Origin of the sequence: Paracoccus sp. (in: a-proteobacteria) (genome assembly GCF_030536915.1) — a bacterium.
Lineage (GTDB): Bacteria > Pseudomonadota > Alphaproteobacteria > Rhodobacterales > Rhodobacteraceae > Paracoccus.
In genome coordinates, this window is the sequence record NZ_JAUNPC010000010.1 from 35,938 (window position 1) to 43,500 (window position 7,563).

The following is a 7,563-nucleotide window of genomic DNA, read 5'->3' on the forward strand; positions in this document are numbered from 1 at the left end:
CCTGAAGGCGGTCCGGGCACCCGCCGTCAGGGGATGAGGCCTGCACCCCTTCGGGTTCGAATCAGACGCGCGGATCGTGTTCTGGCCGGAGGCCCGAAAGGGAGTGTCTCAGCGACGAAGGGGCTGACAGAAGTGGGCCCCGGCATTAGCCGTCACGGGATGAATCCTGCAGATGCCCGGGGCAGACCACATGCCCGGATCATGGTGTGACCGGACGCGCCGCTTCGCAAAGGGGGCGAGACTGCGCAGAAGCGGCCGGTCGGAAGGCGGCTCGGGCATCCGTCGTTGCTGCGGCGGCGCATGGGCCGGGGTCTTCCCGTGCCGTCAGGCCGGTTCTTCCGTGGCGTCGGACGCATCCGGCGCTCGGCCTGCGCTGAAGTCCGCCCCTGCCGTGCGGCATCTCTGTCTGGCTGCATCTGGGGGCCTTGCTTGCCGGGGCGCTATTCGCCCCCCAGAAGATCACGCAGGCCGCTTGTTGCGGCGTTGCCTTGTCGGGCCAGCCAGTCGCGGCCACGATCGACCTCGCTCCGCCAGCCGACGAGGGTCGCCCCCGGCGCCCCCTGATCCGCCACCCGCGGCGCAAGCGCGTAAAGCGCCAGCGCCACAAGCGCGATGATCGCGGCGGTGCTGACGCCTGCCGCATAACCCCGACGGGAACCCGCAGCGCCTTTCCGGGCCGCCGCCGGCTCTGCCGTGCTGATGGAAGGGGCAGTCCTCTGGTCCCGATCTTCGCGCGGGCCTGCGCCCGTGGTTCCCGGGCGCGGCGTCTCGCCACGGGGGACCCGCAGGTCTTCCGCGTCGGCGCCCGTGCCGGGTCCGGCTCTGACGTGATCGGCCGAGGCGCCTTGCGGTTCGGCATCCGTCCGGCCCCCGCCGGTCAGGGCCGCGCTTGCAGAAGAAGCCCCCGGATCGGAAACCGGATGAACAGCCGCCATTCCCCCGCCCGTGTCGGCGCTTGGCTCAACCTCCTGCGCGCGGGTTTCGGGCGTATCGACTGTCGGCCCGGCCGTTTCTTCCGGCAGGACGCCGCCGGGCGCGGCAAGGGCGGTGATGTCCGGGTCCTGTCGGACTGCCTCCCCTGCATCGGCCCTGCCGTCCGGGAAGGGCGGCGCAGGGTCCGGCTCCCCAAGCTCTGCCGCGATCGCCGCGGCGCGTTCGGCCGCTCGCTGGGTCCGGCGGTCGGAGGCGCGGACCTCAAGCTCGCGCGCGGCTTCCTCGCGCAGGATGCCGATCACCGATTCGCTCAGGGGGCGGCTGAGTTGCGGCCGCGCCCCGGGGTTGAAGGCCTCGGGTCCGGGCAGCGCCCGCCAGACGTGATCGCAGGCGGAACATTCCACGTCGCGCCCGGCCGGGGGGACCGCGCCCGCGTCGATTTCATATTGCGCGTTGCAGCGCGGGCAGATCAGCCGCATCGCATGGCCCCCGTTTCGCCTGCGCCGCTGGTTTTCATCGGCGCGCGGACGTTCTATCAACGCCGCGTTCGGCCGCCAAGCGCGCCGCGGGCCAAGGAGGGCGGACGTGATCGAAATGCGGGATGTTGGCTTCGCCTACCCTCGGGGAGAGGCGCTGTTTCAGGGCATCACGCTCAGCCTGCCGCGCGGGTCGTTCCATTTCCTGATCGGGCCTTCGGGGTCGGGTAAGACCACCTTCCTGCGCCTGTGCATCGCCGACCTGCTGCCGACGGCGGGGCGGCTTTCGCTGTTCGGCGAGGATGCGGCGGCGCTGGGGCGCGACGCCATCGCCAGCCTGCGCCGCAGGATAGGCCTGGTCCACCAGGACACGCAGTTCCTCGACCACCTGCCGGTGGCGGAAAACATCGCCCTGCCCATGACCATCGCGGGCGAGCCGGTGGACATGGCGGCGATCCGCGACCTCTTGGCCTGGGTGCAGATGACGCAGGCGGCCCGCGCCCTGCCGCCGTCGCTGTCGGGGGGCGAAAGGCAGCGCGCGGCGCTGGCCCGCGCGGTGATCCTGTCGCCGGACGTGATCCTGGCGGACGAGCCGACCGGCAACCTCGACTGGGACATGTCGCTGAGGCTGCTGCAATTGCTGATCGAGTTGAACAAGTCGGGCAAGACCGTGCTGATCGCCACCCATGACATGAACCTCGTGCGCGCCGCCCGGCAGCAGGTCTCGGCCCGCGTGCTGCGGATCGGCGGGGGCCGCATTCAGGCAGCGGGAGCCGACCTGTGAGCGCCCCGAACCGTCCTGGCTGGCGCGCCATGTTCCGCCGTCCGCGCCCCGTGCGCGCTGACCTGCAGGCGCTGGACTTCGGCACGCTCTGGCGGTCGCTGGCCCGGCGCGAGGCGGGGCTTGCCGACCGGATCGTGCCGCCTTCGGGCGTGACGGCGAAGCTGACGGCCTTCGGCGCGGGGGTGATGGCCTTCCTTGCGGTCTTCGCGCTGGCGCTGGCGCTGGCGACGGGGCGGCTGGCCGATCGCTGGGCGGAAGGACTGGCGCAGACGGTGACGATCCGCGTCTCGGCCCCCGCGGACCAGATCGAAGCGCGGACGGCCACGGTCCGGCAGGTGCTGGAAACGACGCCCGGAATCGCCGAAAGCCACCCCCTGGACGCCGCCGAGGTCGAGGCACTGCTGGAACCGTGGTTCGGTCCCGATGTCCCCGTCGATGCGCTGCCGGTGCCCCGTCTGGTGCAGGTCACGACCGCGCGGGGCTTTGACGCCCAAGGGCTGCGGCTGCGGCTTGAGGCCGAGGCGCCGGGCGCGGTGCTGGACGACCATACCCGCTGGCGCCAGCCGCTGGTCTCGGCCGCATCGCGGCTGCGGATGCTGGGCTGGCTGTCGCTGGTCCTGATCGGGGCCGCCGGCGCCGCCATCGTCACGCTGGCCGCGCAGGCGACGCTGGCCGCGAACGTGCAGGTGATCCGGGTCATGCGGCTGATCGGCGCCCGCGACCTGACCATCGCAACCGCCTTTGTCCGCCGCCTCACCCGCCGCACCGCGATGGGGGCCGTAGGCGGCACCGCGCTGGGAATGCTCGCGGTCCTTGCGCTGCCCGACATGCAGGCGGCGGGGGGCTTCCTGACGGGTCTCGGATTTACCGGCTGGGGCTGGCTCTGGCCGCTGCTGATCCCGCCGGTGGGCGCGCTGGTGGGCTTCGTCGCCACGCGCGCCGCCGCGCTGCGGATGCTGCGCGAGGTCCGCTGATGTCCGCGCGCCGCATCGAGCAACCCGGCTGGGCGCTGCTGCCCGCGCCTGCCGGCAGCACATTCAACGAAAGTCTTTCGGCCACAAGTATCCCGGGGTCCGGGGCAGCGCCCCGGTCCGGCGCCGATCCGCGCTACGAACCCCGCCCCCTGCCGCTCCTCTGGCCGCTCAGAATGGCCGTGTTCTACATCTGGATTGCCCTTGTCACCATCTTCATGGGCCTGTGGTGGTGGCCGAAGATCCGGCACAACCCGCAGAACGCCCATGTCCTGCCCATCGCCTGGACCGGGCGACTGCTAGCCGCGGCCCGCGCGATCCTCGGCATCTCGGTCGAGATCCGGGGCACGCCGCCCGTGCATGACTGCATCATCGCCGCCAAGCACCAGAGCTTCCTCGACATCCTCGCCATCGCCCATGCCGTCCCGCAATGCGCCTTCATCATGAAGCGCGAGGTGCTGCGGGTGCCGATCATGGGCCATTACGCGCGGCTTGCGGGCTGCATCCCCATCGACCGCACCCGCGGGTCCGAGGCGATGCGCCAGATCATCGCCGGGATTCAGGCCTCGCGCGCCTCGGCCGACGGCCTGGGCCAGCTCATCATCTACCCCGAGGGCACCCGCACCCGGCCGGGCGAGCGGCGCAGCTACAAGCACGGCGTCGGCACCATCCACCAGGCGACCGGGCTGCCGGTCCATCCGGTGGCGGTCAATTGCGGGATGTTCTGGCCAAAGGACGGGTTGCGGATCAGGCCCGGACGCGCGGTGATCGAGTTCCTCGATCCTGTGACCGTCACCCTGCCCGCCGCAGAACTGGTGGCCCGGGTGGAGGAAAAGGTCGAGGCCGCCTCGGACCGGCTGATGGCGGATGCCGGGCTTGCGCTGGACAAGCAGGGCGGGGCTGCATAGCTCTCGATCCAGCCGCTGGAAGGAACGCCCATGCCCCCGATCATCGAGATCGTCCACCTGTCAAAGCAATATGCGGGCGGGACCAAGGCGCTGGACGATGTCAGCCTGACCATCGAGCAGGGTGAGATCCTCGCGTTGCTGGGGCCGAACGGGGCGGGCAAGACCACGCTGATCTCGATCATCTGCGGGCTGGTGGTGCCCACGGGCGGCACCGTCCGCGTCGGCGGCCATGACATTCGCACGGACTGGCGCGCGGCGCGCCGGCTGATCGGCCTTGTCCCGCAGGAAATCGCGCTCGAACCCTTCGAGACCGTCGCCAACGCGGTCCGCTTCACCCGCGGCCTTTACGGCGAGGGGCCGGACGAGGCCTATGTCGAGCAGGTGCTGCGCAGCCTTGCCCTGTGGGACAAGCGCGATGCGCCGACGCGAGCGCTGTCGGGCGGCATGAAGCGGCGGGTGCTGATCGCCAAGGCGCTGTCGCACCGGCCCAAGGTGCTGTTCCTCGACGAACCGACCGCCGGCGTGGACGTGCATCTGCGGCGCGAGATGTGGGCCGTCGTCAGCGAGCTGCGCGCCTCGGGCGTGACGATCATCCTGACCACGCACTATCTTGAAGAAGCCGAGGAGATGGCCGACCGCATCGGCGTCATCGACAAGGGCCGCCTGCTGCTGGTCCGCCCCAAGGCCGAGTTGATGGGCGAGTTCGGGCGCAAGCACCTGACGGTGGAACTGGACCCCCCGCTGTCCGCGCTGCCCGACGGCTGGGCCGAGGACGATATCACCCTGTCGGACGACGGCCGCAGGCTCGGCTATGCCTATGACGCGCGAGCGGAACGCACCGGCATCGGCCGGCTGCTGGCCGACCTGAACGCGCGCGGCATCGGCATCCGCGATGTCGCCACCAAGCAATCCTCGCTGGAGGAGGTGTTCATGTCGCTTCTGGAATCCGGCGAAGGAGAGCGGCGATGAACTGGGGTTCCGTCCGCGCGATCTACCGCCACGAGATGTCGCGCTTCTTCCGCACCATCTGGCAGTCGCTGGCATCCCCGGTCCTGTCCACGGTGCTGTATTTCGTCGTCTTCGGCGCGGCCATCGGCGGCCGCATCCAGTCGGTCGAGGGCGTGCCCTACGGCGCCTTCATCGTGCCGGGGCTGATGATGCTGACGGTGCTGCAGCAGTCGGTGTCGAACGCCAGCTTCGGCATCTTCTTCCCCAAGTTCTCTGGCACGATCTACGAATACCTCGTGGCCCCCACCGGCTGGGTCGAGGTCACGCTGGGCTTCGTCGGCGCGGCCGCTTCGAAAGCCATCCTGATCGCGCTGGTGATCCTGCTGACCAGCTTCTGGTTCGTCGGCGTCCATATCGTCCATCCGTTCTGGATGGTCGCCTTTCTCGTCCTGACCTCGACGGCCTTCGCGCTTCTGGGCTTCATCCTCGGCCTCTGGGCCAGGAACTTCGAGCAGTTGCAGATCGTGCCGATGATGATCATCACGCCGCTGGTCTTCCTGGGCGGGGCCTTCTACTCGGCCTCCATGCTGCCGCCCTTCTGGGAACAGGTGGCCAAGCTGAACCCGGTCCTTTACCTCGTCTCGGGCTTCCGCTGGTCCTTCTTCGACCTGGCCGACGTGCCGGTGGGCGTCTCGCTGGTCGCGGTCGCGCTGATGATCGTGGTGCTGCTGGCCGCGATCCGCTGGATCTTCCTGACCGGCTGGCGCCTGCGCGAGTGATCTTTCCACTGCCCTTAACCAAGCTTTAACCCATCGCCATTAACCCTTTGTGAAAACGAGGGGAGAGCCATGGCAAAGCTTCATGACGCAAGCATCCTTACGGGGCCGGACATCGCGGGCGGGGCTTACGTCTTCCCGGAAGGACGGACGGGCGACGACCACCCTTACAAGCCGACGCATCACCTCTCGGCCAGCCTCGACCCGCTGGATGTTGTCCGGTCGGACCCGGACTTCCTGTCGCTGGGCGACCTCGTCACCCTGAACAGCGCCGAATACCGCATCTCGGGGATCAGCCGGGCCTTGATGTATACCGAGTTCGCGGCCCCGAACGGCATCACCGGCCGGGACATCGAGGCGCTGGTCCTGTCTCTGGCCGGAACCGCCGATGCATCCGCGACCGCCCGGCTCTGGCTGCCCTATGACGGCGCCGTGGTCGATTGGAGCGAAGAGCCCGGAAAGACCGTCAAGTTCATCTTCATCGGCCCGACCGAGCCCTTGCGGCAGGTGCCATGGCGCAGCCTGGACGATGACGACGATTTCAGGATCGACGTCACCTGCTTTGCCACCGGCACGCTGATCGAGACCGGCGACGGGCCGCGCCCGGTCCATCTGCTGCGCGTGGGCGACCTGGTCCGCACCCGCGACCATGGCCTGCAGCCCCTGCGCTGGCTGGGCGGCAGGCGGCTTTCGGCAGCGGGCCTTGCGGCAAACCCCAGTCTGAACCCGATCCGCATCGCCGCCGGCGCCTTGGGGCCAGGGATGCCGCTGCGCGATCTGGTCCTGTCCCCGCAGCACCGGATCCTGGTCCGCTCGGCCATCGCGGAACGCATGACCGGCTCGACCGAGGTGCTGATCGCCGCCGTCCATCTTGTCGGCCACCCGGGGATCGAGCGCGTCCCGGCAGAGGACGGCATCGGCTACTGGCACCTGATGTTCGACCGCCACGAGATCGTCTTTGCCGAAGGGGCCGAGGCCGAATCGCTTTACTTGGGGCCGATGGCCGTGGCCTCGATGACCGGGGGCGCGCTGCGGGAACTGCGGGCGCTGTTTCCCGACCTGGTCGACCCGGGACAGGGTGATCCGCCACCCACTGCCCGCCCGGTGATGCGCGGCAAGCCCGTGGCGAAGCTGATCGAGCGGCAGGTCCGCAACTTCAAGCCGCTGGTCTCGGCGCTGGCCTGACCCTTACCGGCACAGCCGGGTCTGCGGGTCCAGCCGGACATATTCGCGGGCGCTGATGCTTTGTATCTTCAGCGAATGGCGCCATTCGCCGTTCCAGCGTTCGAGGATGCCGTTCCGGTAGTGCATCGCCATCAGCTGGTCCACGATGGGCGGGATGATCTGCGTCCCCGGCAGGCGCGGCGCGTGAAAGCCCACCGAGGCATCGGGGTCGAGGCAGGCGTTCGGCAGCGTGATCAGCATCGTGCAGGCCGAGTTGCAGAGACCGGTGATGCGGACGGGGCGGCCCGAGGCCTCAAGCTCGTTCCGGCGGGCCATCATCTGCAGGACGTTGCCGCCGCGGTTGTTGTGGATGGTGATGGGCTCGCCCGAACCGGCGGCAGGGCGGGATTGCGATGCGGTCGCGACTGTCGCCTGCGGCGGCGCCGCGCAGGCGGGAAGGGCGATCAGCGCGAGGACGGCGGCACGGCGGAAAAGGCGAGGGATGATCTGCATGGCGGCATCATGCCGACTGTCTGCGGGGATGGAAATCCGTTCGCCGCGCGGCCTGCATCACGACCGCGCCAAGGGGTGGTGAACCTGGCT

General features: G+C 69.7%; 8 protein-coding genes. 6 read left to right on the forward strand and 2 right to left on the reverse strand.

Translation table 11 applies throughout. The features are described from left to right. Positions 1–440: 440 nt before the first annotated feature. The gene (locus Q4F04_RS03460) at positions 441–1,412 is read right to left on the reverse strand and encodes a zinc-ribbon domain-containing protein (protein WP_303368432.1); all 972 of its coding nucleotides are present in this window, start codon (positions 1,410–1,412) and stop codon (positions 441–443) included. A 106-nt stretch (positions 1,413–1,518) separates the two neighbouring features. Here Q4F04_RS03460 and Q4F04_RS03465 point away from each other — a divergent pair, with 106 nt between their 5' ends. The 6 genes from Q4F04_RS03465 (at position 1,519) to Q4F04_RS03490 (ending at position 6,981) form a co-directional block, all read left to right on the forward strand. After that, entirely contained in the window at positions 1,519–2,193 is a 675-nt protein-coding gene (locus Q4F04_RS03465) for a cell division ATP-binding protein FtsE (protein ID WP_303368433.1), read from the forward strand. A gap of 29 nt (positions 2,194–2,222) precedes the next feature. Beyond that, positions 2,223–3,167: an ABC transporter permease gene (locus Q4F04_RS03470; protein WP_303368434.1), complete on the forward strand. Its 945-nt coding sequence runs from the start codon at positions 2,223–2,225 to the stop codon at positions 3,165–3,167. Positions 3,168–3,340: 173 nt separating this feature from the next. After that, positions 3,341–4,072, forward strand: a complete 732-nt coding sequence (locus Q4F04_RS03475; protein WP_303368435.1) for a 1-acyl-sn-glycerol-3-phosphate acyltransferase — start codon at positions 3,341–3,343, stop codon at positions 4,070–4,072. A 30-nt stretch (positions 4,073–4,102) separates the two neighbouring features. Beyond that, on the forward strand, positions 4,103–5,041 hold the full coding sequence (locus tag Q4F04_RS03480; protein WP_303368436.1) for an ABC transporter ATP-binding protein: 939 nt from the start codon (positions 4,103–4,105) through the stop codon (positions 5,039–5,041). Next, positions 5,038–5,799 carry an ABC transporter permease gene (locus Q4F04_RS03485; RefSeq protein WP_303368437.1) on the forward strand — a complete coding sequence of 254 codons (762 nt, stop codon included), beginning with the start codon at positions 5,038–5,040 and terminating at the stop codon, positions 5,797–5,799. Before Q4F04_RS03480 ends, Q4F04_RS03485 begins: the two co-directional genes overlap by 4 nt. Positions 5,800–5,868: 69 nt before the next feature. Further along, complete coding sequence (locus Q4F04_RS03490; protein WP_303368438.1) at positions 5,869–6,981, forward strand: Hint domain-containing protein; 1,113 nt, start codon at positions 5,869–5,871, stop codon at positions 6,979–6,981. Between the two features lie 3 nt (positions 6,982–6,984). Here the strand turns inward: Q4F04_RS03490 and Q4F04_RS03495 are convergent, their stop codons facing one another. Further along, positions 6,985–7,473: a hypothetical protein gene (locus Q4F04_RS03495; RefSeq protein ID WP_303368439.1), complete on the reverse strand. Its 489-nt coding sequence runs from the start codon at positions 7,471–7,473 to the stop codon at positions 6,985–6,987. Between the last annotated feature and the right edge of the window lie 90 nt (positions 7,474–7,563).